The following is a 24,927-nucleotide window of genomic DNA, read 5'->3' as shown; positions in this document are numbered from 1 at the left end:
AATCTCCTACTTTGCTTCTTTAGCCGATTGACTTGCTGCCCGTTTGCGTTCTGTTTCTAGCGTCAGCAGTTGGGCTAGGCGGTGGCGCAATTGTCGAAACTGGTGGGGCTTTTCTAATTGTCTGGTGGCTTTTTGCAAGCGCAACTGAAATAGTTGTCTTTTAATTGCGACAATTTCATCAGAGAGCTTCTCGTCACTTAATTCTCTAGCTTCTGAAATCTTGGGAAGAGGCATAAGTTACTCCTGCTCCTGTGGTTGAGAGCGCACAATAAACTTAGTTTTGATGGGCAGTTTAAATGAAGCCAAACGCATCGCTTCACGGGCGATTTCTTCAGTAACTCCACCGATTTCAAACAAAATCCGCCCCGGCTTGACTACAGCTACCCAAAACTCTGGATTACCTTTACCGGAACCCATCCGGGTTTCAGCAGGACGCATGGTTACAGGTTTATCAGGGAAAATCCGAATCCAGATTTGTCCACCCCGACGAATATAACGAGTCATTGCCCGACGGGAAGCCTCGATTTGACGCGAGGTAATCCAAGCAGGTTCTTGAGCTTGGAGTGCAAAATCACCGAAGTTGAGGGTACTACCACGGGTGGCTAGTCCTTCCATCCGTCCCCGCTGTTGTTTGCGGAATTTAGTTCTTCTAGGGCTTAACATGGTTTGTCATTTGTCGTTTGTCATTTGTCATTTGTCATTTGCCATCTGCCATTTACTAATGACTAATGACTAATGACGATTTATCCTTCATTTGAGCGGTCTTCAAATTGCTGGCGACGACGTTGTTGTTGACGGCGACGGGGTTCTCGATCGCGATCGCGGGGGTCACGTTCACGATCGCGGCTTGCTGGTGGTAGCGGTTCTGGTTCCTGTCCAGGAATAATTTCTCCCTTAAACACCCATACTTTGATACCCAAAATGCCGTAAACAGTTTTTGCCGTGCAATAAGAGTAGTCAATGTCAGCCCGTAAGGTATGTAAAGGTACTCTACCTTCACGAGTCCACTCTGTCCGGGCAATTTCTGCACCGTTGAGGCGACCGCTAACTTGGATTTTAATACCTTGGACACCCGCCCGTTGAGCGCGTTGAATCGATTGCCGCACTACCCGCCGAAAGGAAACCCGACGTTCCAATTGTTGAGCAATGTATTCAGCAATTAGGTAAGCATCAGCATCAACTCGTTGCACTTCAACTACGTTAATGCGAATTTGGCGATTACTACCCAACAGTCCTTGGAGTCCGGTACGTAAGGATTCAATACCTTGTCCACCACGACCCACTACAACACCAGGTCTAGCTGTGCGTACTTCCAAGTCGATTTGGTCGGCTTTCCGCTCAATCCGCACTTCGGAAATTCCGGCGTTATTTTGAGCCTGTCTACCCAGCTTTTGTTCTATATATTGACGGAGTTTGTAGTCTTCTTGTAGAAGTTCTGGATAACGATCAGGAACAGCAAACCAACGGGATTGGTGTTCATGTGTAATACCCAGGCGAAAACCAACTGGATGAATCTTCTGTCCCACGAATGCTTCCTCTAAAATTTCTTACTTTACGCAATTTATTCGTGTAAACGTGCTTATTTTTCTGGGGCGGCTGCAACAGCCACAGTAATATGACACGTCGGCTTGCGAATTTGGTAAGCTCGACCTTGCGCTCTTGGTTGGAAGCGCTTCAACGGCGGCCCTTGATCGGCATAAGCCTGAGTAATCACTAGTTGAGTCCGATCTAACCCAGCGTTGTGTTCGGCATTGGCAGCAGCGCTTCTGAGAACCTTCAAGATGGGTTCAGTGGCGCGATAGGGCATGAATTCCAGGATGATTAACGCTTCTCGGTAAGATCGCCCGCGGATTTGATCGAGTACCCGACGCACCTTGTAGGCCGAGATGCGGATAAAACGAGCGATCGCTTTTACTTCAGTAGTATTAGTAGCCATAATTTTCTCCAATTTTATCTTTCGTCCTTCGTCCTTTGTCCTTTGTCAAAAGCTAATAACTAATGACCCTTCGGGTTCACCAGTTGCTCATGGGGGAAACCCCCAACACCGCACTGGCTCACCAATGACAAATGACCAATGACTAATAACTACCTACCCGCTTTTTTGTCGCTTTTTCCATGACCCCTGTAGGTACGTGTCGGGGCAAATTCACCCAACTTGTGTCCTACCATCTGTTCATTTACAAAAACTGGAACGTGTTGGCGTCCGTTGTGAACAGCGATAGTGTGACCTACCATTAAGGGCAAAATTGTCGAAGCTCGTGACCAAGTTTTAATAACTTCTTTTCTGTTGTTGTCGTTGAGCTTTTCAATTTTCTTTAAGAGATGATCCGCAACGAAAGGACCTTTTTTTAGAGAACGACCCATAGTTCAATTTTGGATTTAGGATTTAGGAATTAGGAGTGAGGAGTTAGGAGTGAGGAGTTAATAAGTTTAGATTCAACTCATAACTCATAACTCATAACTTCTAACTCTTTAAGATTCACGACCACCGCGACCGCGTTTAGAAGACTTACGACGACGACGCACAATCAACTTGCTGCTAAGTTTCTTGCGATTGCGTGTCTTCGCACCCAATGTAGGTTTACCCCAAGGTGTAACAGGGCCGGATCTACCGATAGGCGCTCTACCTTCACCACCTCCATGTGGGTGATCCACTGGGTTCATGACGCTGCCTCTAACCTTAGGACGGCGACCTTTCCAGCGATTTCGTCCGGCTTTACCTGCACTCAGGTTTCTCGCATCGGTGTTGCCTACTTGCCCAATAGTGGCGTAGCACTCGCGTCGAATTAAGCGGACTTCTCCTGAAGGCAACTTGAGAGTTACATAATTACCTTCTTTGGCCACAACTTGGGCGCTAGCACCAGCAGCACGTACAATTTGACCACCTTTACCAGGAGTGAATTCTACGTTGTGAACACTAGTACCCAAGGGAATCTTCCAAAGCGGTAAGGCATTACCATCTTCAAAGGGAGAATCAGGCCCAGAAACAATTATTGTTCCAACTTTCAATCCGTTGGGGTGAAGGATGTACCGTTTTTCGCCATCTTGGTAATACAAAAGGGCAATTCTGGCATTGCGGTTAGGATCGTATTCAATCGCTGCGACTTTGGCCGGAATATTATGTTTATCCCTTTTAAAATCGATGATCCGATAAAGTTGTTTGTGTCCGCCACCCCGGCGACGACTAGTAATCCGTCCGTGATTGTTCCGACCTTTAGCGCGATGCTTCGAGGTTGTTAAGGATTTTTCTGGCTCGGTTCTGGTAATTTCCGCAAAGTCAGAGATTGTAACTTGGCGAGTGCTGGGGGTATAAGGGCGATAAGAACGAGTACCCATATTTTTAAGTGCTGAGTGCTGAGTGCTGAGTTTGAAATTTTGAGTGCTGAGTTTTGAGCTTAGTAACTCCTAACTCTTAACTCTTAACTCCTAACTTTTTTAGACTTCTGGGAATAGAACTTGTCTAATCTTGTCTTCATCCCCAGATGCGACGGTGACGATCGCTCTCTTATATTGGGGCTTATAACCAATAAATTTACCAACGCGCCGTTTTTTACGCGGTGGTAGTATGGTGTTGACTTTTACAACCTTGACCTGAAACAAGTCTTCGATCGCAGCCTTAATTTCTGGCTTTGATGCCTTGGGAATTACTTCAAAGGTGTACTTGTTTTGCTCCATCAAGATGGTCGCTTTTTCGGTGACGATTGGGCGACGTACTAAGTCGGCAAGGTCGCGGGGGTCAAAGCTAGGCACTGTAGACCTCCTGAATTTTTTCTAGGGCTGATGCCGTAACTACAATTTTGTCAGCGTGCAGTAAATCAAAAACATTTAGCTGGTCGGCTGCAATTAGTTTTAAATTTTCAATGTTGCGGGCTGATAAATAAACGTTATCTGTATCCGCAATTTCAGACAAAATTAACAGTGCCTTGCTTTCTGGTACTATTCCCCAACGGGCAAGTGCTGCCACTAATTCTTTAGTCTTCGGGCGAGATAGCTCGGTGCTAAATTCTTCTACTACGATCAAGTCGTCAATACGACCGACAAATGCTGTCCGCAGTGCTAAACGTCGCTCTTTGCGGTTCAATTTCAGGTCGAAGTCTCTAGGCTTTGGCCCAAAGATCACACCACCACCACGCCACAATGGTGAACGAATAGACCCTGCACGAGCGCGACCAGTACCTTTTTGCCGCCAAGGTTTACGGCCACCACCTCTGACTTCAGCACGAGTTTTTGTGCTCGCATTTCCTTGACGAGCATTGGTCAATTGCCGTACTAAGGCGCGGTGCACAATATGAGACGCTGTTCCTTCTTTGGCAACGCGCAACTCGAAGGTTGTCTCACCAACCTGTTCTCCTTGCCAATTTTTAACTACGCTTTCAACCATCTTTGTTATCTGTCCTTTGTCCTTTGTCATTTGTCATTGGTCTTTTGCCATTTGTCCTTAGCCAATGACTTTTGACTAATGACTTTTGACTAATGACTTTTGACTATCCCACTGTTTTTGCAGGCACAACACTTACTAGAGCGCCTGGTTTACCAGGTATAGCTCCCTTAATCAACAATAAGTTGCGTTCTGGATCAACTCGCACTATGGTCAGTTTGCGGATTGTAATACGTTTTCCACCCAAACGACCTGCCATCCGCTTACCTGGATAGACACGACCGGGCGTTGTACCAGCACCAATAGAACCGGGCGCTCTGTGGTTTTTGGAACCGTGTGACATTGGCCCGCGACCAAAGTTGTTGCGCTTCTGGTTTCCCGCAAAGCCGCGACCAATGCTTGTGCCGACGACATCGACAATTTGACCAGCGCTAAAAATATCTGCTTTAATCTCTTGACCTAAAGCATAATCACTAGAGCTATCGGTGTGATATTCATTTAAGTGACGCAATGCTGGGGCAGATGATTTAGCCAAATGACCCAGTAGAGGTCTGTTTAGTGCCTTGGGTTTCACTTCGCCATAACCAACTTGAATGGCAAAGTAACCGTCGGTTTCTTTCGTTTTAACTTGTGTAACGGTGCATGGCCCTGCTTGAATGACAGTTACAGGAATAGATACTCCTGCTTCGTCAAATATTTGAGTCATGCCCAGCTTGGTGCCGAGAATACCTACAGACACAGTAACTGGTTCTCCTTTCTACTTGCTGACCTTGGAATTGGACTTTAGAGGACACGCTTTGTACGCATCAGTTTAGGCTGGGTTAGCCTGCGAAATTTGGAATGGTTTCAATAAACCGCTCCAAATGCTTTCGGACACAACAAACCGTGTCCTTACTGCTTGGTGAATCCGTTTAGCTTCACTCATTAGATCACCAGAACAGCCACAAGTCTCTTCCCATTGGGAAGGAGTAACTTCTGGAATCAATGCAAGGCGCTACAGCTTTAAGCTGTGTGCAGCAATGCTTTCGTCCAAGCAATTGCTCTGGCACTTTCTGGAGGCAGCGCTGTCGGCGGGTTTTCCGATTTGTACACGCCCGAAGGGCGGCTTCCCGGAGATTGGCTACTGCCGTGTTGCAGTTGGACTTAAGCGGTTATCACCACCCAGTATCCGTTAACTGAGACTGACGTAATGCCATGAAACCAACATTGCTGCTCAGTCTTTACTTCCTTAAACACCTTAAACTATTGTTTAAGCTTTTGCCTGCTTTTTTTGAGGCACAGGAGTAAACGTACCTTGGAGCTTAGGATTAACTTTAGTTATTCTTCCATAAGCTCTAATGTTGACCTGAAAGCTTTCTTAGTTTACCAGTCTACGATCGCTCTGAGCTAGATTATCCAATTTGGATTAAGTCATCAGTTTTTGATGCTAACACTACCTCAGAATGACAGTCAAAAGTCAACCTAATTTGCGTTTTTGGTCACAATCTAATAATATAAATTATTTATTTATGTTTGTCCAGTAATTTATAGAGCTATTTTTAGGGAGTGGGGGAGCAGAGGAGCAGGGGAGCAGGGCAGCAGGGGAGCAGGGGAGCAGAGGAGAATAATTCATCCCCAATGCCCAATACCCAAAAAAATGCTTTTAATCTATCGGTTCAGGGTAAATAATAGAGATATCTAAGTGGGATAAGACGAAAATCTATGGCACTAATTACCACTGGCAACGGTTTAATCCGCGATCTGGAAAAATTTGGCGCTCTTGGTGTGTATGTACCTCTGGAAGGGGGTTATGAAGGTCGATATCAGCGCCGAATACGGGCAGCTGGCTATACTACCCTCCACATTACCGCTAAAGGACTGGGTGACGTAGCTGCGTATCTCACAAGAATTCATGGAGTCAGACCTCCTCATCTTGGTAAGAAAAGCACTGGTAGTGGTGCAGCAGTGGGTCAGGTTTACTATCTGCCGCCAATTCTCAATTCTCATTTAGAACAGCTGCCACCAAAATCGAAGGGGCTGGTCTTGTGGATTATTGAAGGGCATATTCTTTCTAATGAGGAAGTTGAGTATTTAACGAATTTGCCTCAACTAGAACCACGAGTGAAAGTCATTATTGAGAGAGGTGGCGATCGCGCTTTCCGTTGGACTTCTCTAGAAAAAACTCTGTTAGCTAGTTAGTCATTAGTCATTAGTCATTAGTCATTTGCTCATAACTAATGACTAATGACTCAATTCAATCAGCATTTCAATAATGCTGAAGCGAAAACCACAAGATGCAAATAACCGCCGTGAAGCCTCGTTAGCAATTGCTGTATCTAGACGAATTTGCTTAACGCCCATCTGATGAAAGCGTTCAACACTCAGCATCACCATCTGCCGCGCAATCCCCTTTTGGCGATATTCTGGCTCAACCCAGATATCATGAATAAAAGCAAATTCCTGTAAGCGATAAATTGGTATTTCTCGCTCAACTGTTGCTATAAGAAATCCTGCAATTTGCCCTTCGTTTTCGGATACTAGAAATACACTGCGATCGCTATTTGCTAAACGCGTCAACCATTGTTCGTAACGCTGTTCTGGATGCGCTAGAAAACCATACTTGGCAGAATCCCAAGACTCATGCAAAGCACAAATTTTGGCAACCATTGGTAAAACTGCGGGTACGTCAGTTATTGTGGCGGGGCGGATCACCATAAGCTTTCAAGCAGAAAAAGCACATATAAGAAAGAATGCCTTGCAGTGAGGTATTAGTTTTTATTCACTTACTCGTTGATGGCACAGACCAAGCTGAAAATAAAATAGAAAATTCAGATTTCAAGTTGATCCGAAAGGATGTGATTGAGAGATTTAAGAAGATTATAGACCAGACATCAGCTAGTTAACGATGCAACGCCGCTTTACTTTAAAGCGAATAAGAAACCTCACCCTGGTTCTGCTACGCAAAACCTGTCCCTCTTCTTAGTAAGGCTACGGTATACACAAGTTTGAAATAGCTGATAAATCACGGTTTTATCCCACCCTAACCCTCCCCTTGCAAAGGCTACGGTATATACAAAAGTCTGAAGTAGCTGATTAACCAGGGTTTTACCCCACCCTAACCCTCCCCTTGCAAAGGGGAGGGAACTAGATTTTCTTGTTTCCCCCCAATGCATCGGGGGGATTAAGGGGGGTAATTTGACTTGTGTGTACACCGTAGCCTTAGTAAGGAGAGGGATGTCCGTCAGGACAGGGTGAGGTTTTTGTTTTGGGTAATTCGATAAACTGTGTACACTGTTTTGCGTTAATCCCGATCGGGGATTTAAATAAATTTTTTCGTAAATCCACGCAATCGGGTTAACACTGGCTTTGCCCAATTTCCACCAAGCAAATCGTGCAGCAGAATATAAAAACAGGGGATGATAAACAGTGTCAGCATTGTTGCGATCGCCATCCCAAAGAAAACTACAATCCCTAAAGGCTGCAAAAACTCAGAACCTTCGCCAATACCCAATGCCAAAGGAAACAGTCCCAAGATAGTGGTGACTGTGGTCATGATAATTGGGCGCAAGCGTTGAGGAGCAGCTTTCATGATGGCAATTTGGCGACTACAACCTTCTTCGTCCCGAATTTGGTTTGCTAGTTCCACCATGAGAATCCCTGCATTCACCACAATTCCCACCAGCAGTACGACACCAACAATTACAGTTGCGCCAATTGCAGTTTGGGTAATATAAAGTCCAAAAATTCCTCCAGCTAACGCTAGTGGTACGGTGAACATAATTACCAATGGGTCAATCAGCGAATTGTATTGCACCGCCATGACTACAAAAATTAAGAAAGTCGCCAACGCCCCCAAAGTTTTTAAAGCATCTTGAAGTTGCTGATTAGTTTCTTGGGCAGAACTAGGCACAATGGAAACGCCATCAGGTAAGTCTACATCCTGAAGTACCTCGTTTACTTCTGCGATCGCTTCACCAAGACTAGCTCCCTCGCTAAGATTTCCTGCCACAATAAAAGCTTGGCGCTGATTAATCCGTTGCACCTCACCAGGCGCTTGACCTTCTTGAATGTTCGCCACATCAGAAAGCCGGATTAGTTGATTGTTTTCTGTAAATAGCGGTAATTGCTCTAGCTGGGAAGGACGCTGAATCGCTGCTTTATTTAGCTGTACCCGTACATCAACTAAACGATTACCCCGTTGAATTTGTGTGGGAACTGAACCTTCAATTGCTGTTTGAACTGTTGCACCAATTTGCCCGGCGCTCAAGCCTAAAGCCGAAACCCGTTCCCAGTCGGGGCGAATTTGGATTTCCGGTTGTCGGGGGTCGGCATCTGGTCGGAATGTCGCTAATTTTGCCCTTTCCTGCAATGCTTGCAGTACTTGTGCGCCTGCTTGGGTCAAGTTTTCTTCATTCTCACCTTGCAGAATCACGTCAACTTCTGACCCTTGTACTGGAGAATTACTCAAGATTAAACCCCGCACCTGACCAGGATTGAGGCGCAGCAGAATTCCTGCTAAGTTGAGTTTATTAAATTCCTGAGTTACTTTTTTGACGAAGGCTTCGACATCTGTGCCTGGTTTTAGATTGATGGTACTACTAGCACGTAAAGGATTTTCTGTAGTACTACTACCAAATAAATTACCACCAACAGTTGTGAAAGCAGACTCGGTTTCTGGTTGTTTGAGCAAAATGTCATCGACAATTTGCATAACTTTTTCAGAAGTTGCTAAAGGTGTACCGGGCGGAAACTGCGCTCTCAAGTTAGCTTGACCAGTACTGATGCGGGGTAAAATTTCTTGGGGAATTTGACCAAACATGAAGAAGCTGCTGCCGCCTAAAATTAGCAAAGCGGCGGTAACGACGAAAAGCCGATAGCGTAAAACCTTGGTTAAGAAGTTACCGTATCCCCGCGTCGCATCTTCAAATCGGTGATTAAATTGTTTAAGCAGCCAAAATTCACTGATCCGACTAGACCAAGGAATTCCCAAGAGTCGAGAAGACAGCATCGGTACTACTGTAATGGCGACGACAAGAGATGCTGCGACTGCGAAGCTAATTGTCAGAATCAGTTCATTAAATAGCAGTGCAATAAAGCCGCCAATTAAGAGGAATGGTACTACAGAAACTAAGTTTGCACCTGTAGCAGCAACTAAAGCAGATTCTACTTCTTGGGAAGCTGCGATCGCACTATCAATAAAGAATTTGGAATTTCTCCCTTTCCCCTCTGCTCCTCTGCTCCCCTGCTCCCCTGCCTCCATCTCTCTCTGATTGGGAGTCATCCCTGTTTTTTCGGAAATGTTCTCCAAGATCACAACCGATGTATCAATTGCTTGACCGACTCCTAATGTCAGACCTGCCAAACTAAAAACATTCAAGGTTAAACCAAATATTCTCATTAAAGCGATCGCTGCCAGAGTACACAGCGGAATCGTCAAACTGATAATAAATGTTTGCCTGAACGATCCCAAAAATAACAATACTGCTGCTGCTGCTAGCAATGCCCCAGAAATCCCTGAAAAGATGACATCATTTAGAGAATTGCGGATAAAGACAGATTCATCTGTGGTGGGACTCAAAGTCATATCTGCTGGAATTAAACCTGATTGCCGTAATTGTTCAATTCGCCGCTTGACAGCATCTACAACTGTGATTGTGTTGGCTTCAGGCTGCTTTTGAATTGAAAATTTTACCGCAGGCTGACGGTTGAGGTAAACAAATACTCGTTGTTCTTCTGTATCGTCAATTACCTCTGCAAAGTCTCGCAAATAAACGCGGCGGGAGGGTGCAGGTGTAGTAGTGGGAGTGGTAGTAGTATTACTGCTATTAGTGGTATTAGCACTAGTAGGAGAAGAAACTTCCAAGGAAAGGTTTTCAATTTCCTTGGCATTTTGGAAACGTCCGACAGTCCGAGTTAATGGCTCGGAATTTTGCCCCAGAATCCGACCACCAGAAGTATCTTGGTTACGGGCTGTTAATTCATTTAAGACATCATTTAACCCGACACCCAAAGCTTGCAATCGGTTTAAGTCAAGAAGTACCCGGACTTCCTCCTCTGCACCACCAGATACATCAACAGAAGCGACTCCCGGCACTACACTGAGTTCACGGTTTAACTCTTCATCAGCAAATACGCGTAAATCTTTACCTGGCAAGGAAGCAGAGGTCAGTGCCAATTCATAAACCGGCAATTGAGAAGGATCGACTTTAAATAAGCGCGGCTCCTCTATCGTATCTGGCAGTTGTCCTCGACCTCGGTTAAAAGCAGCAGTAGCATCGTTTAGGGCTTGGTCAATATCGCCCCCTGGTTGGAAGTATAAATCGAGGCTTACCTGTCCCTCACGGGTGCGGGAAAAAACTTGCACTACATTCTCGGTAGCTGCTAAAGCTTCTTCTAAGGGTCTGGTGATTTCATCTACTGCTACTTCTGGTGAAATACCAGGGGCTTCTAGCCGAACCCCAATTCGGGGATAGGTAATTGATGGTAGAAGATCGACTTGGATCGTTGTGAGAAAAAATACTCCAATGACAATTACTGCCACGGTGAGCATGAGTGTGCCAATGTGTTGGCGGATAGCGATCGCACTAAGGCTAAATCCGCCATTGCCATTATTATTGTTTGCCTGTTGCATGATACTAAGTGATAAGTGCTGACTACTGAGTACTTTTTTCTTTGGGATGGTAGTTATTGCTCACCCTACTATTGCTTTTCTGAAAGAATTGAAAGACTCACAGTGTCACCTTCTTTTAACGGCTTACCACTCCGAACAACGTAGCGCTCTCCTGCTTGCAAACCGGATAAAATTTCCACTCTGCCATCAGCCCTTTTTCCAAAAGTAACTGCACGTGTCGCTACTTTCGTCTTGCCTTCTGTGTCTTTCACGACAAATAGCGTCCCCGATGGGTTTTCTTGCTCTTTTTCTGCTCCCTTTGCTGCCCCTGCTGGTTTTTGAATCGCTGTTTGCGGCACTACTACGCGCTGTTGAGTCTGGGTTTGAAAATTGACTCGCGCCAGCAATCCGCTGCCAATCTTGGCTTGAGTGTTAGGAATCACTACTTCTACAGGTATCAAACGGGCTGTGGCATCGGCAGCTGGAGAAATGCGCGTAACTCTGCCAATTAATGTTTCTTTGGGGAAGGCATCTAAGCGGACTTGTACAGACTGCCCAACCTGAATTTGTGCTAGTTCTAATTCGGAAACTTGCACAACGACTTTGACGCGGTTAAAATCGCCAATTTTCAAGACTTCGCTACCTGCTTGCAGTAGGTTGCCTGGTTCTGTCACCTTTTCTGTGACTATACCAGTGATGGGGGATACCAACCGAGCGTAAGACTTGCGCTCTTTGGTTTGGGCAACTAATGCTTGTTGGGCAAGTACTCTACCTTGGGCAGCTGCAACGGCCTGCTGTTCTGTACGAACCTGCTCTTGGGCTGCGCGCAATGCTTGGGCAGCTGTTTTTGCCTGGGTACGTGCTTGCTGGGCAGTTTGTTCAGCGATCGCTCCAGCTTTGAATAGATTCTGTTGGCGTTCTGAGTCTGCTTCAGCTTGTACCACTTCTAGCCGTACCCGTTCAACGTCTGCACGGGCATTGCTTACCTGATTTGTTGCCCTAGCTACTTCTGATTTCAGGGCTGCTAGTTCTGCTTCTGCTTGCTTTAATTCGGTCGAAAGGATGGCATCATCTAACCGCCCGACGTTTTGCCCAAGTTTTACTGTATCGCCAACATCAAGGTTCAAAGCCAACAATCGGGCTTCTACTTGCGATCGCACTGATACAATCCGAAAGGGTGTTGTATTACCTGTGTATTCTGGTTGTGTTTGCAGCGTATCAGTTCGAGCGATCGCCGCATCTACAGCCGTTGCACTACCACGTTGTCCACTACCAGGACTCTGAGATTGGGCATCAGCCTGTTCTTCTTTGGGTAGCGCTCCACAATTCGCTGTCAGCAGTCCTATGCCCAGCAAACAGGGAATCAATAATATGGATGGAAAAGGGGAAGACACCTTTGTGTCAACGCTACTCTTTGTATCTGCAACAGCCACATCAGTCTTAACAACTGGGGTATTAATTACCTGGTTAGCGGCTGCCAAAGGTGAGATTTTCGCCTGCTTGTGCGGCTTATTTCTGTCCAAAATCATTTATTTTTCTTGTATTTGGGGAGCTTTTTGGGTTAAACAGCCGTGCATTACCAAGTAATTTTGAGACATTATAAATAGTGAAAAGCGGCGAGAGTCAATTGGCTATCTTCTTGCAGAATTCTGTATCAAAAATTACTTTCTATTCAAAAAAAATTCTCACCACTTTAACTCATTACATTGAGTTAGCAGCTTTTTAGCTTCCAATGCAATTCTTAACCCAGTATAAATATTTTTAAATTTCTTGCAATCTGCCCTTAGTAGAAGACTTGCGTTTACTGAAGATACGGGACTTTCACACCCCTACTTCTAAAATGGGCAGTATTAAGTAGCTATACTTATGGCTGAAATAACCAAATTTAATATAGCAAAATACTTAGTAATTTTTACGCTCAATCAAATATATTAAGAATAGTAAACATAAGTTGCTTTTTCTGAAGCTGTATATGTGGTCAAGCGTAGGCGTAGCCCGTCGTAGACATCGCATATACAGCAAAGAAGAGGGCGATATATATTTAGGCCAGGAAAGTAACAAGTGACATCATTGTTAAAAATTGCCCAAACCGCTGACGAAGCCCAGATTTCCGAATTTTTCCAGGAATCGGTGGGTAAGTGGCGATCGCAACGGCGCTACTATACCCTACCCAAGGGAGAAACCAAGGAGATGGAGAGTATAGTTACGATCAATTTTCTCAACCAAGGCTGTGATGAATTGCAAAACCTAGCTCAGATGCACGATTTGCCTGATACAGGTAGTTTGATCTGTGGTGCAGCAGTTATATGGGAAAGTATGGATGTGCTGAAGGACAGGCAAGAGTCGCAAGGTTCAACAATATTTGGAGCTTTAGGAAACATTTTGTACCGCGATCGCGGTTTTGCCATATCCAAACCAGTCACCGCTCAGTATTATTTCTCTAACCCTAAAACAATGTGTTTGCGAACTGAGTACAACGGTTCGGTCTTTGAAGAAGAGTTAAAGCTAATTGGCAGCAAATACCGCACCAGACAAACCATTATCTCCCGTGCTGGTGAGCAGTTGATGATTGGTCAATATTTAGAAAAGAGAGTGGATTAGCCGATCTCCTGGGTGCGGTTCACTATAGCCTCACCCGTTTTTAGACCAGCCAGCATCTAGCTATTAACCACTTATATAACTTTTTATAACAGTTTTTCAAACTTTTACCCAGAAATTTGGTTGTTATGTCATCATGGGAAGTGAAATGAGAATTAATTCGGCGACAGTGTTTGTTTTTAGTATTGACAGGCTTTTTCCTTTTGGTATTACAGACTTCTCTCCGAAATCTAAATCTCTACAAACTTATGATTTTGGAGACATTTGATGTCAATTTACGTTGGTAACCTCTCCTATGATGTTACACAAGATGCGCTGAGTGCTGTATTTGCAGAATATGGTGCTGTAAAGCGTGTTCAATTACCCACTGACCGTGAAACAGGTCGTTTACGCGGCTTTGCTTTCGTGGAAATGAGTTCAGAAGATGAAGAAGCAAAAGCTATTGAAGCTCTTGATGGTGCTGAATGGCTTGGTCGTGACCTTAAGGTAAATAAAGCCAAGCCTAAAGAAGACAGAAGTGGTGGTTCCTTTGGTGGAAACCGTGGTGGTGGCGGTGGCTACAACCGTAGCAACAACCGCTACTAAGCTTAATTGAATTTAGAAAAGGCTCACGCAAAAATGCTTGAGCCTTTTTTATGCAAAACTTTGACTCTAAATAATTTTGGCCAATTATTCATCATACTGCACTGATGATTCTCTAAGCAAAGTGCCCTGATGAAAGATTATTTTCCATCGATCGTTGTTTAATTTCCAGATGGAACTTCGCAGCGAATGAACAGGTTGTTCGTCAGATATATGTCTGACTATACGATAAGTTACCAAAACAACCCCTGTTGCTAAAACTAACGTTTTGAATTCTGTTATCAATCTTTGAGCCAGGGATTGGATAGGTTCATTCTGCAAGCTCTCGATAATTTGCTGTTTATTAAAAACACGCCCTGAGCTTCCGAATTCAATGAACTCATCAGCAAGTAAATCCGTGATATCTTTAGCTGACTTTCGGAAATCGGGTTGAAGCAAACGCTCCTCCAACTCACGAAGAAGTAATTCTTCTAAAGAGTCTGCTTTCATATATGTTTTGAAGACTAAATTGAATGGTAGCAGATAGGATTAGGCGATCGCTTTAACTTTGATTTTTATACGATCGCACCCTTGAGCAAGTTAATTAAAAAAACCCGCTGATTGGTAGGGATTTCAGCGGGGTTAAATAATACAGTTATCTTTTCAGAGAAACCAACACTAAACTTGATTACAGAGCTACTAGAAACTTTTACGACTAATAGTAACTATTTATAAGTGTTTATGAACTAGTTTTTTAGCATGATGTCTGTGATGCTTGGTGTGATGAACTTTAGCAGATTTTACGCTAGTATGATGGATAGTTTTAGCTTGAGCTTGGGATGTAAAAGCGGTTACAGGTGCAGCAAAAATTAGAGCCAAAAGTAAAGCTTTAGCGAACTTATTCACTTGAAAATCCTCATCAGGTAATCAACAATTTAACTATCCAATAGACGTATGTCATAAGTTTGTAATTGAGATGAATCTTTCATGTCTATTTTTACATTCGTCAAATATAGGATTTACTCGGTTAAGGCAAGAGACGCGATGAATCGCCGTCTCTACAATCTAGAATTTTCATCAAAAAAGCTTAATTGAATCCTATGGGCTTACGTGGAATACTTAGCTAAAAAATACTTGCTGGCATTTCAATCTTCAATGTAACAATTTGGACATCATCCAAATAACTGTAATTTGGCTATGATACTTGGGTTAATTTTGATTAGGAAATGGTGATAGACATAAATTCTTCTGCTACGTCAAAGTTAGCTGTGACATTTTGCACGTCATCTAAGCCTTCTAGAGTATCAATTAACTTGAAAAGCGATCGCACCCGATCGGGATCGGTAACTTCTACACTATTATTAGGAATCCAGCGCAATTCGGCATCAGTTACCTTAAAGCCTTGATTTTTGAGTGTCTGGCTAAGGGTTTCTAAATTTCCAATATCAGTAAAAACCTCAGCCATCTCATCTTCAGTCATTTCATAAGACTGGGCACCGCCTTCGAGGGATGCTTCTAAAAGCTGTTCTTCGTCAAGCACACCCTGCACAACACAAACGCCTTTTTGTTCAAACATCCAGCTAACGCAACCGACTTCACCAAGATTGCCACCATTTTTACTAAAAGCTACACGTAAGTCAGCAGCAGTGCGATTGCGATTATCTGTGAGGGCTTCGATTAAAATCGCTACACCACTAGGGCCATAACCTTCGTAGCGAATCGCTTCAAAGGTAGCACTATCGCCGCCAAAAGTGCCTGCACCCTTAGCGATCGCTCGTTCAATATTATCATTGGGAATACTCGCAGCCTTTGCCTTGTCAACTGCTGTGCGAAGTTGAAAATTCAGCGCTGGATCTGGGACGCCGCTTCTAGCCGCAACGATAATCGCCCTGGATAACTGAGTAAAGGTTTTTCCCTTTTTTGCATCTACTACCGCTTTTTGGCGTTTAATATTTGCCCATTTACTATGTCCTGCCATAATTTGAGATGATCGTAACTCTATTTAAGATTAGGATATACCTAGCTTTTGTCTCAATGCAAAGGTGCATTTGGTAAAAGTTTGCCAAGATAATCATTCAAAGCAACCCAGCAGCACTGAGATTTGATTTTCAAGTCAGATGAGGAATGGTGTACTTCAATTACTTCGCATCCCGTTTAGATCGCAAAAGGTTCCAGTTCTGTGTTATGCCACTCTTGTTCAACCCGTTCAGTAATCAACGGTCTGATGATAAACTTGGGTGGGCTACCATCCAGAACATCAATCCGCACACATGAATAAGGCAGTCGGTTCTGGAAATTGTAGTTATGACGGCCGACAAATAGCGTTGAATCTGCAACTTTCCGAGTGGGTTTACCTGCAATCTCAGCAAAAGTTTCCATCAATTCAGTCCCTTCTCGCCGTTGATAGCGGGGACGATGACCGCTCCCACCAGAGATAATACAGTTAATATGCGAGTCTGCAAATCCGGTGTCAGTTGTGCAAAGATGCTCTAAACAGTGAGCGTGACCGTTTAAAATCAAATCGACTATGGGACGTTCTTTAATTAGAGTACCAAGAGTTTCTGCGACTTGTTCAAACACCCAGCGCAAACGGTGACGAACCGCCAAGGTTTGGGCCTGATTCCACTTGGTAGCTTCTGTGACGTAGGGAGGATGGTGGAAAAAGATTACACGTCCGCGCACCTCTGAGTTATTCCAAGATTCGATTAGTCTGCTTCGCAACCATTCAAGTTGTTCAAAGTCGATCGCAGGCATTTGATGAGATGCTAGTTGTTTTTCAATGTCGATTTTGATTTCGTCTATTTGGTCTAATTTGGCACTAAGGTCATCTAGTTGTTCCGCTTCGGTGGGTTTATCTGGGTTGAGGCGATCGCATATTTTCAAAATCTGCAATTCTTCTCGATCTATTTCCTGGCGACGCTTTTGTAATTCCCGGCGGTAAATTTCCCCTTCTTTCGTAGCAGGTAAAGGTGAGGGTGTATTAAAGGTATTAGAATCCAGTGCAAAAAAGTCAATCCCGCCGTAACGAAAGGTGTAATAGCGATTGGGTAAACGGGTAAACTGTCCAGGTTCATAACGCAAACAGCGCCCTGTGTCGGTCTTTGCAGTGTAGTGCCGATCTAAATGACGTTCTAACTCTTGTGGAGATATCGCCTGGGTATAGTCCATAAATGCTCGTGCATAAGCATTACCTTGATACGAGCCATGCCAGCCAATCTCAATGTCTTTGTAGCGGAACAGGCGACGTAGTGACGATGTTGTACCAGTAAATAAACGGTACATCAACGGCACATCGTAGTAATCATGATTACCAAGTACTGGCAAGAACGGCAGATTAAACACCATACGATCATAAGGAATGCCTTTCGGGTTGTCACCACCGACAAGAAATTCCCGGTAAGGCTCAATAAAGTTTGTTGAATAATATTCTTGGGAACCCACCACATAGATGACATCGCCAGTGTGCAACACAAAGCTACAATCATCGCGGTGAGGAAGCATCAGTTCGGCAACTTTTCGTTGGGGGTGCTGTCGATAATGGGATTGAGTACCAGAATCACCAATAACCATAAAGGAAAATTCTGGATTATCTTGCCTGCGATCGTCAATAACTAGACTGGTTTGGTCAATTCCCCGTTGCACAAAACTTGGATGCATCCACCGCACCCGTTCCTTCATCTTTTGAATTTTCACAGGAATCGGTGGATCGGAAATCAATTTCATGGCTGATAACTCTTGAATGCCTAACGCACACACCGATTGTAACGAAATATTTAATTGTCATTTGTCATTTGTCATTTGTCATTTGTGAATAACTAATGCCCCATGTCCCATGTCCAATGCCAATCTCCATCCTTACGGCAAATTTTCTCGCAGTAATGCTCGAAAGCCTGCTTGTTGAAAATGCTCATCGGCAGTCAGTGCTTCAGTTATTCCGCTATATTGCATAACAATAAAAGATACACAATCGACAAATCCCCATTCTTTCTCTGTTTGTTCGCGATATAGCTCGAAAGCACGTTCGTAAAGTTCCTGGGAAAGGGGGACAATTTCTACTTTCGAGTCTGCTACTAGAGAATTTAATAATATGATTGCCGCTTGACGATAAGGTTGTTGGGATAAGGCATTGCCAATTTCCAACATCACCGCCTGTGTTGTTACCAAACGAGTTTCTGCGGCTTGTAACATTTTAGCCAGATGTAAGGCTCGGTCATGCAAGCGATCGCTCGGTGCAGATAAGGCAATAGCAAATGATGTATCAAGAAAGACTTCAGAATGCATGAAAAGTTTATTTACTGTACAAATATTTATCTATATTGGCAGACCAGTCAGGCGGCCCTTCGAGGTTGAGCGATCGCGCCGTTTGCAAAAATGATACCGTTTCATGTTCGCTTGGCGGTAAAATTTCAATACTGATTCGCACGCGGGTATTGATTGGCAGTGCGATCGGTTCAGCCGGATAGAACACTTTGCCATTAAAGACAGCTGTGATTTTTTCTACCATTTTCCTTAGAAAGTTATTCTAGTCTATCCTAAGCTGGTTGTAGCGATACGGGTAGGGCAGACGACCCTATAAGTAGTGAAGATACGTATACTTCTTTTACAAATTATCTCGATTTTTCAAAATTGCCTAAACCACCAACTGAATTACACCCCACTGTCCATTTGTCAACCAAGAAGAGTCAGATTTTGCTACTTTCTCAATAACTTCTGGTTTTAAACCAACTGCTACTTCTGACTTTAGGGTGCGTAGAGCTACCATTGGCACGGGTAGGTAGCAAACTATATCTGCAATGTTGGTGGTAAGATCCCAATGGCGATCGCCTAATAATCGGCGATAATTGGCATCTCCTTTGACTATAACCAAACTCGCATTGGCTAACTCATTTTTGAGGGAGTTGGGTATTTCCCAAAATGCTAAAGGCGATGTCCAAAAGTAATCTTCAGATAGTACTAAATGCCCTGATGCAATATTGTCTTGCAGTCTGTTGGTAAAGGATGTAAGTTGTTGATTTCCACTAGCGGCTAAAAAACTTATTGTGTCATGTACATCCTTAATCATGGCATCAGAGACAAAAGTCGGATGTGGCTTTAAGTGTAGGTAAACCTGATTAGCCAATCCGCTACTTAACAAAAAATCTACTAAACATAAATCACAAACGAGTTCAAAACCAGCATTGTCTACAACAAAATCAATCCGTCCCCCTTGAGAGTTGATTAACAATTCCGTGACTTGAGAGGCATCATTTACTAAAATATGAGCTAGTTGGGTTTGAATATCAAAACGACTGCGATCGCTCTCGAATGCTGACCATAAACTCAAGTCAACTCGATTTCCCCACAAAGCAAAATATAACAATGCGATTAAAGCTGTTTGATTTGATTCTCGCTTCAGTTGGGAATTATTTAACCAATTGTTAGCCTGATCGCACAGTAGAATAATCGAATCCAAAGATGCTTCTAAACTTTGAGACTTTTGTAATTCAAATGGATCGACACCTTGCCAGACACCAGGGCGAAAATAATTGGTAATTTCTAAAATCAACCGAAAAAAATAAGTTTCGGCAAAAAACCAAGGAACATCTAGCCAACGCTGACCTTTGTATAATTCTAAATATGTATTCCAGGCTGAAAAATCTACAGCAGTCTTATTTAAAAGAGGTTGCACATATCCCGTTGGCAATTCTGTAGCCAGGTTTTCTAAGCTGGTATTAATTTCAGACGAGAAATTATTTTCAGCAATAACTTTGCGAGCGATCGCAGGCATTCGTTGAGTAACTGTATACTCAGTAAAAGAACCAACTTCTGACCCCAAAAGAGACGGTGGTATGGGTAATTTGGGGATGTGGGATATATTCGCCACAAACTTTGATTCTCCTCATATTTTCAGTTATTCTAACGCTGTGCGCGACTTTCTTTCAAACCTAATCAACTCAAAAGCCGGATAAATCGCCGTCAAGACGAAAGACTGATTATTGTAGAGACGGCGATTTATCGCGTCTGATTATTGTAGAGACGGCAATTTATCGCGTCTAAAATTATAGGGAAATGTAGAGATTGATTCTAGCACTCCTAAATTGTCTATTGTGAATCATTAATATCACCAAATGATTTCATCTGTAACTCGACTGCGTTAACGTAACCTCGATCGTTTAAAACTTCCGCTGGTAACTTATTAGCCCTGATAGCAGCTTGAACCACATCTTTCGCAGTCAAGTATCCGGTTTGGTATTTGAATAACAAAGTGCCCCCACTGGGAATACCCTGCTCTTTTAAATAACCTTGATAAGCTAGAAAGGCAATATTAAAGGGTTGCAGATATTTAGTATCTGTAGGATTTTTAGGTAAAGTATTAGAGTTGACATCTGTATTTATTTGTCCACCACCATTGTTAGTATTAACTGTTTGAGCGCCAGCAATTCCAGGTATAAAAACCATAGAAGTAATGATAAGTGCAGAATTAAGCAAGGTTGTGAATTTCATGATTTTATCCTTGGTATAAATTAATTAGTGTTTTAAAGTAATAGAGTCTTCTTTCTTAGCAATTTCAAGCTTTTGTGATTAGGTCATCATATTTGTTGATTTATTACTCACATATTTGAGTGAGATAATTCCCTAAAACCTTGAGAAATAAGCTTTTAAGAAAATTACTACAGGGTAAGAATGGAGTATTTTGGAAACAAAACTGTAATTGATAAAATGATATAAGCTACATCTCAAAAGCATAGAGGTAACTTAGCTCATTCAAAATTACCAAAACCCATCATGTAATAGGCAATAGAAGCAGTATCAAAAGGTTTGAGATAATTGATATTAGTGGAATAGCTAGGGGAAGTTTCAGAGTTTACGGCTGTGTTTATTGATGGGCTATTGTGATTCTTGGCTTGATGAAAGCAAGTGATTTTCGGCATAGAGTTAATCCAAGCAATAATATGTGCAGATTTTAGCGAGTTTGTGAATTTCATAGAGTTATCCTCAATTAGAACAAAATGCAATTGCAATCAGTATTCTCTAGTAATAGAGTCCACTGTTTTATCAAACAGAATTCAGGAGTCAGAATTCATTCTGAATTCTGTGCGACTGGCGGATAGCGCAGCGTTAGCGAGTACTCGAACGTCTGAATAATCGGCTTTAAGACCCCCACCAAATTGAAAATTTGGTGGTCTTCAATTCCTGCGCGGTCTGAATCCCCGACTGATAGCGCAGCGTTAGCGAGTCCGCGATAGCAAAGCGTTAGCGAGGAACGAGCGTCGCGTCTTGATTCTGACTCCTGACTTCTGAATTCTTCTTCAATAATCTCAACCTTTTAGGATCGGTTCACCTGATAGGTTGATTTGTTAATTACTCAAACGGGTTAGTCAAATTCACCTAAATTGGAGAAATTGAACATTCTGAGCAGGTTTAATCAGAACTTAAAAGATGCAAAGATATGCTAAATAAAATCTTTAGCTGACAAGCATTTCTAGAAAGTGCGTTAGCGTTGCTTACCGCAAGCATCGCTTACTTACATATTTAGAAATTTTTTGCTTGAGGCTATCAAGCGAAATTTAACTTTGTTTTTGCTAATAAACTTTCCATACCAATATGCTAGAAAATCTTTCTGGTAGAAGCAAATGCTTTTAATTTTCAAATTGATAAGTAAAAGTGATTGTAATTAATATCTAGAGGGAAATCCTGTAACTCATTGCCTCTTCATGACTTCTGAACTATTTTGGCAGCGTCACGGGTTCCAGAAATTCACTACAAATAAGCTGATAGTGTCAAAATGTTATATGTATAGTTTATTTACAAAGTCATTTATGCCGAAAGCAATTTGGAATGGAGTTGTTTTAGCCGAGAGTGATAATACTGTAGTTGTCGAGGGAAACCATTATTTCCCTGTTGACACCATTAACAAGCAGTACTTTACTGAAAGTAACACCCACACTACTTGTCCTTGGAAAGGTGTTGCTAGTTACTACAGCATCGAAGTTGAGGGGCAAACCAATAAAGATGCTGCTTGGTATTATCCCAGCACTAAGGAGAAGGCTAAGAATATTGAAGGTTATGTGGCTTTCTGGAAGGGTGTAAAAGTCGAGGCTTAATAAAGGTTCCTGGAATTATTTTAGTTTCAGGTAATTGATATTATGTCCGACTAATTGCCCATAAAATAATTAGCCCGTCTGTGCGGGCTAATTATTTAAACTATTTCATCTACAAATTTATTTTAATAACTAATTATACCTTCGCCTTGCGAAATACTACTTGCTTTCTCTTCACTAGCCAAGCCAGACTACCAGCAAGTATAGTACCAGCGATCGCACTTGGTTCGGGTACTGGTTTCGATATAATAGTACCAGGGTTCAATATCAAAGTACCAGAGTTGATAGTGATGTTGCCTGCTGATCCTGAATTATGGCTACCACTGTTAATTTGCCCAGAATTGCCACTAGTGCTAATGGGAATCGTTACCTGACTACCACTTATGACGACAACACTATCGGCTGTAACAGTTAAACTACCTGCTGCTTCTGAATTATTGCTACTAGCGTTAATTTGCAGGCTGCCAGTAGAGATAGTTAAATTGCCGCTAGAGCTGGTTAAATTGCCGCCAATGGTGGTACTACTGAGAACTGTTACATTACTATCATTGATTCCCGTTAGTCCACCATTGATCGCTAAATTCTCGCTGTTGATAGTGCTATTGATAAGTGTTAAGTTACCATCTATATTCACATTGTCGCCGCTGATGGTGCTATCGGTAAACGTTAGATTACTAGAATTGTAAGCATTGATATTACCAGCGATCGCAAGCCCAGAAAATGTAACATCCGCAGCATTAATGTCTAACACCGGGAAGTGATTATTGCTACTGATGGTAAGTAAGTTAGCACCTGGGCCATTAATAGTGAGATTTTTTGCGATCGCAAGTACCCCACTGGTCAGAGTGATTGTACTAGGATTACTGCCCAATAAGAACTCTACCACGTCATTGTTACTTGCAATGTTGATAGTGTCTCGCAATGAGCCAACGCCACTATCATTGAGATTGTTAACTACCAAGTTAGCAGCTTGTGCTGATTCCACTTGCATTATCACCCAACCTAGAGCAATGGCTGTAGAAATAGCTTGAGCAACAGCCTTTTTTCTATTGTTTTTTTTCACCTAAAACTCCTTGTATTAATTTTGAAAAATTAAAAAAATCTCGGATATTCATCTTACATTTTTTAACTAAATATTAATTATCGCAAGCATTTATAACAAACAAGTACCTCAATACGATATCGGAGTACCCAAATACGATATCGGAGTACCCAAATACGATATTGGAGTACCCAAATACGATATTGGAGTACCCAAATACAATATTGGAGTACCCAAATACAATATTGGAGTACCCAAATACGATATTGGAGTACCTAAATACGATAAATGAGTACTCAAATACGATAAATAAGTACTCAAATACGATAAATGAGTACTCAATTATAATTAATGCTTAATTTGTTAGTTTAAATTTTAAGTATTAGTTATGGATAAGACAGCGATCGCAGCAAATGAGTATCCATTTATAATAAATGTTTAAGCTGTTGTTGCTAACAGACAAACATTCGTAAAGTCCGCGTCTGTCTTCGTAACGAGTGGACAAGCTGTTGCGATCGCGGCAACTTTATTTGTAACGTTGCTGCTGCAAAAGTACTTAAATTATTCTTGTGAAGAGGATTTTCTTTAAGCTTTGCATCGCACGAGTAGCAACATTATGCTGATGCCAAGCTTGATAGAATTTGTGGTAAGGCATATTCTGGGCGCATTTCCACGCTAAATCGTAGTAATCATTATTGAATTGCCAATAACTACTTAAACTACTTAAAGCTTTGACTACCGCAAAGCGATGCTTATTATTCTGTAGAATTTCCCCTAAACTTGATGCTACATACCTACTGGGGTAGTAATGCACATTAGTTGATTGCAGCAGTTGCACCAAAGCTGCGATCGCAAATTCATTGCCTGTACCAATTTTCTTTAAGCTTGATGCTACTTGCCTAAGGATGGAGTCATCCAGATTAGTTGATTGTAGCAGTTGCACCAAAGCTGCGATCGCAAATTCATTGCCTGTGCCGATTTTCTCTAAGCTTGATGCTGCGTAGCTAAAGATTTCGTCATCCAGATTAGTTGATTGTAGCAGTTGCACCAAAGCTGCGATCACAATTTCATTGCCTGGCTCGATTCTCCCTAAGCTTGATGCTGCATGTCTACGGATGTACCCCTTCACATTAGTTGATTGCAGCAGTTGCACCAGAGTTGCGATCGCAATTTCATTGCCTGGGTCGATTTTCTCTAAGTTTGATGCTGCTTGCCTACGGGTGTCGTCATCCAGATTAGTTGATTGCAGCAGTTGCTCCAAGGCGGCGATCGCAATTTCATTGCCTGGGTCGATTTTCTCTAAGTTTGATGCTGCTTGCCTACGGGTGCCGTCATCCAGATTAGTTGATTGCAGCAGTTGCTCCAAGGCGGCGATCGCAATTTCATTGCCTGTGCCGATTTCCCCTAAGCTTGATGCTGCTTGCCTACGGGTGGAGTTATCCAGATTAGTTGATTGCAGCAGTTGCTCCAAGGCGGAGATCGCAATTTCATTGCCTGGGTCGATTTTCCCTAAGCTTGATGCTGCATACCAACGGGTGTAGTAGTCATCCAGATTAGTTGATTGCAGCAGTTGCACCAAGGCGGCGATCGCTATTTTATTCCCTGGGTCAATTTCCCCTAAGCTTGATGCTGCTTGCCTACGGGTTTCGTCATCCAGATTAGTTGATTGCAGCAGTTG

At 42.8% G+C, this 24,927-nt stretch carries 27 protein-coding genes; 4 read left to right on the top strand and 23 right to left on the bottom strand.

Annotation, left to right across the window (positions count from 1 at the left end; all coding sequences use genetic code 11):
• Window positions 1–6: 6 nt before the first annotated feature.
• The 9 genes from rpmC to rplC form a co-directional block, all read right to left on the bottom strand.
• Window positions 7–234, bottom strand: a complete 228-nt coding sequence (gene rpmC, locus V7K61_RS03345) for a 50S ribosomal protein L29 (protein ID WP_289799262.1) — start codon at window positions 232–234, stop codon at window positions 7–9.
• 3 nt (window positions 235–237) lie between these two features.
• Window positions 238–663, bottom strand: coding sequence for a 50S ribosomal protein L16 (gene rplP, locus V7K61_RS03340; protein ID WP_179068333.1), 426 nt, complete (start codon window positions 661–663; stop codon window positions 238–240).
• An 80-nt stretch (window positions 664–743) separates the two neighbouring features.
• The gene (gene rpsC / locus V7K61_RS03335; RefSeq protein ID WP_334835599.1) at window positions 744–1,526 is read right to left on the bottom strand and encodes a 30S ribosomal protein S3; all 783 of its coding nucleotides are present in this window, start codon (window positions 1,524–1,526) and stop codon (window positions 744–746) included.
• A 53-nt stretch (window positions 1,527–1,579) separates the two neighbouring features.
• Window positions 1,580–1,936 carry a 50S ribosomal protein L22 gene (gene rplV, locus V7K61_RS03330; RefSeq protein ID WP_069070777.1) on the bottom strand — a complete coding sequence of 119 codons (357 nt, stop codon included), beginning with the start codon at window positions 1,934–1,936 and terminating at the stop codon, window positions 1,580–1,582.
• A 149-nt stretch (window positions 1,937–2,085) separates the two neighbouring features.
• A complete protein-coding gene (gene rpsS, locus V7K61_RS03325; RefSeq protein ID WP_012410721.1) occupies window positions 2,086–2,364 on the bottom strand; it encodes a 30S ribosomal protein S19 in 279 nt (92 codons plus the stop codon).
• 108 nt (window positions 2,365–2,472) lie between these two features.
• On the bottom strand, window positions 2,473–3,336 hold the full coding sequence (gene rplB, locus V7K61_RS03320; RefSeq protein WP_094349090.1) for a 50S ribosomal protein L2: 864 nt from the start codon (window positions 3,334–3,336) through the stop codon (window positions 2,473–2,475).
• A gap of 99 nt (window positions 3,337–3,435) precedes the next feature.
• Entirely contained in the window at window positions 3,436–3,750 is a 315-nt protein-coding gene (locus tag V7K61_RS03315; protein WP_335050937.1) for a 50S ribosomal protein L23, read from the bottom strand.
• On the bottom strand, window positions 3,743–4,381 hold the full coding sequence (rplD, locus tag V7K61_RS03310) for a 50S ribosomal protein L4 (protein ID WP_289800116.1): 639 nt from the start codon (window positions 4,379–4,381) through the stop codon (window positions 3,743–3,745). The genes V7K61_RS03315 and rplD overlap by 8 nt, the downstream gene beginning before the upstream one ends.
• 103 nt (window positions 4,382–4,484) lie before the next feature.
• Entirely contained in the window at window positions 4,485–5,117 is a 633-nt protein-coding gene (gene rplC / locus V7K61_RS03305; protein WP_094349087.1) for a 50S ribosomal protein L3, read from the bottom strand.
• A 962-nt stretch (window positions 5,118–6,079) separates the two neighbouring features.
• Between rplC and V7K61_RS03300 the strand changes: the two genes are divergently transcribed.
• Window positions 6,080–6,556 (top strand): NAD(P)H-quinone oxidoreductase subunit N, encoded by a 477-nt coding sequence (locus tag V7K61_RS03300; protein ID WP_292848162.1) that lies wholly within the window; start codon window positions 6,080–6,082, stop codon window positions 6,554–6,556.
• Between the two features lie 42 nt (window positions 6,557–6,598).
• On the opposite strand, the gene V7K61_RS03295 is transcribed toward V7K61_RS03300, so the two are convergent.
• The 3 genes from V7K61_RS03295 to V7K61_RS03285 all read right to left on the bottom strand — a co-directional run bounded on the left by V7K61_RS03295 (window position 6,599) and on the right by V7K61_RS03285 (window position 12,496).
• Window positions 6,599–7,072: a GNAT family N-acetyltransferase gene (locus V7K61_RS03295; protein ID WP_335050934.1), complete on the bottom strand. Its 474-nt coding sequence runs from the start codon at window positions 7,070–7,072 to the stop codon at window positions 6,599–6,601.
• A gap of 604 nt (window positions 7,073–7,676) precedes the next feature.
• A complete protein-coding gene (locus tag V7K61_RS03290) occupies window positions 7,677–10,988 on the bottom strand; it encodes an efflux RND transporter permease subunit (protein WP_335050931.1) in 3,312 nt (1,103 codons plus the stop codon).
• A 68-nt stretch (window positions 10,989–11,056) separates the two neighbouring features.
• A complete protein-coding gene (locus V7K61_RS03285; protein WP_335050929.1) occupies window positions 11,057–12,496 on the bottom strand; it encodes an efflux RND transporter periplasmic adaptor subunit in 1,440 nt (479 codons plus the stop codon).
• Between the two features lie 532 nt (window positions 12,497–13,028).
• On the opposite strand from V7K61_RS03285, the gene V7K61_RS03280 reads away from it, so the two are divergent.
• Both V7K61_RS03280 and V7K61_RS03275 read left to right on the top strand, forming a co-directional pair.
• Entirely contained in the window at window positions 13,029–13,568 is a 540-nt protein-coding gene (locus V7K61_RS03280) for a phycobiliprotein lyase (RefSeq protein WP_335050927.1), read from the top strand.
• 264 nt (window positions 13,569–13,832) lie between these two features.
• Window positions 13,833–14,150 (top strand): RNA recognition motif domain-containing protein, encoded by a 318-nt coding sequence (locus V7K61_RS03275; protein ID WP_099102602.1) that lies wholly within the window; start codon window positions 13,833–13,835, stop codon window positions 14,148–14,150.
• 84 nt (window positions 14,151–14,234) lie between these two features.
• On the opposite strand, the gene V7K61_RS03270 is transcribed toward V7K61_RS03275, so the two are convergent.
• The 9 genes from V7K61_RS03270 to V7K61_RS03230 all read right to left on the bottom strand — a co-directional run bounded on the left by V7K61_RS03270 (window position 14,235) and on the right by V7K61_RS03230 (window position 21,091).
• Complete coding sequence (locus V7K61_RS03270) at window positions 14,235–14,636, bottom strand: nuclear transport factor 2 family protein (protein WP_335050925.1); 402 nt, start codon at window positions 14,634–14,636, stop codon at window positions 14,235–14,237.
• Window positions 14,637–14,855: 219 nt separating this feature from the next.
• On the bottom strand, window positions 14,856–15,032 hold the full coding sequence (locus V7K61_RS03265) for a hypothetical protein (RefSeq protein ID WP_335050923.1): 177 nt from the start codon (window positions 15,030–15,032) through the stop codon (window positions 14,856–14,858).
• A 313-nt stretch (window positions 15,033–15,345) separates the two neighbouring features.
• Window positions 15,346–16,104, bottom strand: coding sequence for a YebC/PmpR family DNA-binding transcriptional regulator (locus tag V7K61_RS03260; protein ID WP_335050921.1), 759 nt, complete (start codon window positions 16,102–16,104; stop codon window positions 15,346–15,348).
• Window positions 16,105–16,280: 176 nt separating this feature from the next.
• The gene (locus V7K61_RS03255) at window positions 16,281–17,849 is read right to left on the bottom strand and encodes a metallophosphoesterase family protein (protein ID WP_335050919.1); all 1,569 of its coding nucleotides are present in this window, start codon (window positions 17,847–17,849) and stop codon (window positions 16,281–16,283) included.
• A 132-nt stretch (window positions 17,850–17,981) separates the two neighbouring features.
• Entirely contained in the window at window positions 17,982–18,407 is a 426-nt protein-coding gene (locus tag V7K61_RS03250) for a type II toxin-antitoxin system VapC family toxin (RefSeq protein WP_229462944.1), read from the bottom strand.
• A 7-nt stretch (window positions 18,408–18,414) separates the two neighbouring features.
• Window positions 18,415–18,630: a hypothetical protein gene (locus V7K61_RS03245; RefSeq protein WP_181928639.1), complete on the bottom strand. Its 216-nt coding sequence runs from the start codon at window positions 18,628–18,630 to the stop codon at window positions 18,415–18,417.
• Window positions 18,631–18,756: 126 nt separating this feature from the next.
• The gene (locus V7K61_RS03240) at window positions 18,757–19,989 is read right to left on the bottom strand and encodes a damage-control phosphatase ARMT1 family protein (protein WP_335050916.1); all 1,233 of its coding nucleotides are present in this window, start codon (window positions 19,987–19,989) and stop codon (window positions 18,757–18,759) included.
• Window positions 19,990–20,207: 218 nt separating this feature from the next.
• Window positions 20,208–20,609: a hypothetical protein gene (locus V7K61_RS03235; protein WP_335050914.1), complete on the bottom strand. Its 402-nt coding sequence runs from the start codon at window positions 20,607–20,609 to the stop codon at window positions 20,208–20,210.
• 257 nt (window positions 20,610–20,866) lie between these two features.
• Window positions 20,867–21,091, bottom strand: a complete 225-nt coding sequence (locus V7K61_RS03230) for a hypothetical protein (protein ID WP_335050912.1) — start codon at window positions 21,089–21,091, stop codon at window positions 20,867–20,869.
• Between the two features lie 834 nt (window positions 21,092–21,925).
• On the opposite strand from V7K61_RS03230, the gene V7K61_RS03225 reads away from it, so the two are divergent.
• Complete coding sequence (locus V7K61_RS03225; protein ID WP_289799246.1) at window positions 21,926–22,210, top strand: DUF427 domain-containing protein; 285 nt, start codon at window positions 21,926–21,928, stop codon at window positions 22,208–22,210.
• Window positions 22,211–22,343: 133 nt separating this feature from the next.
• Here V7K61_RS03225 and V7K61_RS03220 read toward each other — a convergent pair whose 3' ends face one another.
• Window positions 22,344–23,270: a PEP-CTERM sorting domain-containing protein gene (locus tag V7K61_RS03220; RefSeq protein ID WP_335050910.1), complete on the bottom strand. Its 927-nt coding sequence runs from the start codon at window positions 23,268–23,270 to the stop codon at window positions 22,344–22,346.
• A 535-nt stretch (window positions 23,271–23,805) separates the two neighbouring features.
• Window positions 23,806–24,927, bottom strand: a 1,122-nt coding sequence (locus V7K61_RS03215) for a HEAT repeat domain-containing protein (protein WP_335050908.1), incomplete at its 5' end; no start/stop codon positions are given.

The organism is Nostoc sp. (assembly GCF_036918015.1).
Taxonomy (GTDB): Bacteria; Cyanobacteriota; Cyanobacteriia; order Cyanobacteriales; family Nostocaceae; genus Nostoc.
Note: the sequence above shows the minus strand (reverse complement) of the source record. Positions and strands in the feature narration are given on the sequence as shown.

Excerpts from the sequence above, each read along its gene's own strand:
- V7K61_RS03260 (WP_335050921.1), bottom strand. The coding sequence starts at position 16,104 with ATGGCAGGACATAGTAAATGGGCAAATATTAAACGCCAAAAAGCGGTA.
- V7K61_RS03285 (WP_335050929.1), bottom strand. The coding sequence starts at position 12,496 with ATGATTTTGGACAGAAATAAGCCGCACAAGCAGGCGAAAATCTCACCT.
- V7K61_RS03300 (WP_292848162.1), top strand. The coding sequence starts at position 6,080 with ATGGCACTAATTACCACTGGCAACGGTTTAATCCGCGATCTGGAAAAA.
- rplP (WP_179068333.1), bottom strand. The coding sequence starts at position 663 with ATGTTAAGCCCTAGAAGAACTAAATTCCGCAAACAACAGCGGGGACGG.
- rplD (WP_289800116.1), bottom strand. The coding sequence starts at position 4,381 with ATGGTTGAAAGCGTAGTTAAAAATTGGCAAGGAGAACAGGTTGGTGAG.
- V7K61_RS03290 (WP_335050931.1), bottom strand. The coding sequence starts at position 10,988 with ATGCAACAGGCAAACAATAATAATGGCAATGGCGGATTTAGCCTTAGT.
- V7K61_RS03295 (WP_335050934.1), bottom strand. The coding sequence starts at position 7,072 with ATGGTGATCCGCCCCGCCACAATAACTGACGTACCCGCAGTTTTACCA.
- V7K61_RS03275 (WP_099102602.1), top strand. The coding sequence starts at position 13,833 with ATGTCAATTTACGTTGGTAACCTCTCCTATGATGTTACACAAGATGCG.
- rpmC (WP_289799262.1), bottom strand. The coding sequence starts at position 234 with ATGCCTCTTCCCAAGATTTCAGAAGCTAGAGAATTAAGTGACGAGAAG.
- V7K61_RS03230 (WP_335050912.1), bottom strand. The coding sequence starts at position 21,091 with ATGAAATTCACAAACTCGCTAAAATCTGCACATATTATTGCTTGGATT.
- rplV (WP_069070777.1), bottom strand. The coding sequence starts at position 1,936 with ATGGCTACTAATACTACTGAAGTAAAAGCGATCGCTCGTTTTATCCGC.
- V7K61_RS03245 (WP_181928639.1), bottom strand. The coding sequence starts at position 18,630 with ATGGTAGAAAAAATCACAGCTGTCTTTAATGGCAAAGTGTTCTATCCG.
- V7K61_RS03250 (WP_229462944.1), bottom strand. The coding sequence starts at position 18,407 with ATGCATTCTGAAGTCTTTCTTGATACATCATTTGCTATTGCCTTATCT.
- rplB (WP_094349090.1), bottom strand. The coding sequence starts at position 3,336 with ATGGGTACTCGTTCTTATCGCCCTTATACCCCCAGCACTCGCCAAGTT.
- rpsS (WP_012410721.1), bottom strand. The coding sequence starts at position 2,364 with ATGGGTCGTTCTCTAAAAAAAGGTCCTTTCGTTGCGGATCATCTCTTA.
- V7K61_RS03225 (WP_289799246.1), top strand. The coding sequence starts at position 21,926 with ATGCCGAAAGCAATTTGGAATGGAGTTGTTTTAGCCGAGAGTGATAAT.
- V7K61_RS03270 (WP_335050925.1), bottom strand. The coding sequence starts at position 14,636 with ATGAAAGCAGACTCTTTAGAAGAATTACTTCTTCGTGAGTTGGAGGAG.
- V7K61_RS03235 (WP_335050914.1), bottom strand. The coding sequence starts at position 20,609 with ATGAAATTCACAACCTTGCTTAATTCTGCACTTATCATTACTTCTATG.
- V7K61_RS03255 (WP_335050919.1), bottom strand. The coding sequence starts at position 17,849 with ATGAAATTGATTTCCGATCCACCGATTCCTGTGAAAATTCAAAAGATG.